Consider the following 606-nt stretch of genomic DNA (forward strand, 5'->3'; position numbering starts at 1 on the left):
TCCAGGTACTCCGCGAGGAAGGCAGCCGCCGCCCGCCAGTCGGGCCGGCCTATGCGCCGGGCGAACGCGTCCAGCGCCTCCGGGCCGAGCCCGAGCTCACGGGTGCGGGCCAGCACGGCGCGCACCTCGTCGGCGAAGCCGCGGGTGGTGAGGCAGGCGCGGAGGTCGTCGGGCCAGCGGACGTGGGCCAGGCCCAGCCGCTCCAGCTCCGGCTCGCCGGCCAGCAGCTCGCGCACCGCCACGTCCTGCTCGGGACCGGAGAGCAGGCGCAGCGGCTCGGCGAAGAGGTCGCCGGCCTGGTGCGCGCGGACCAGCGCGTAACAGAAGGAGTGGAAGGTGGTGGCCCGCGGCGCGCGGGCGGCGCCGACCCGCGCCGCCATCCGGTCGCGCAGCTCCATGGCGGCCTTGCGGCTGAAGGTGAGGACCAGGATGCGCGCAGGGTCGCCGCCGCGCGCGATCCGCGCGGCGACCGACTCCACCAGCGTCGTCGTCTTGCCGGTGCCCGGACCGGCGAGGACCAGCAGCGGCCCCGAGCGGTGCTCCACCACCGCGCGCTGCGACGCGTCGAGCCGCGGCGGCTCCGGCACCGCGACCGGGGTGCCGGAG

1 protein-coding gene is annotated in these 606 nt (G+C 77.9%); it reads right to left on the bottom strand.

Annotated elements, in window-relative coordinates; translation table 11 throughout:
• On the bottom strand, positions 1-587 hold a 587-nt coding region (locus ACOV8S_RS15160; RefSeq protein ID WP_448318869.1), incomplete at its 3' end, for a UvrD-helicase domain-containing protein.
• Between the last annotated feature and the right edge of the window lie 19 nt (positions 588-606).

The sequence above is a fragment of the Streptomyces sp. CO7 genome, from assembly GCF_053474865.1.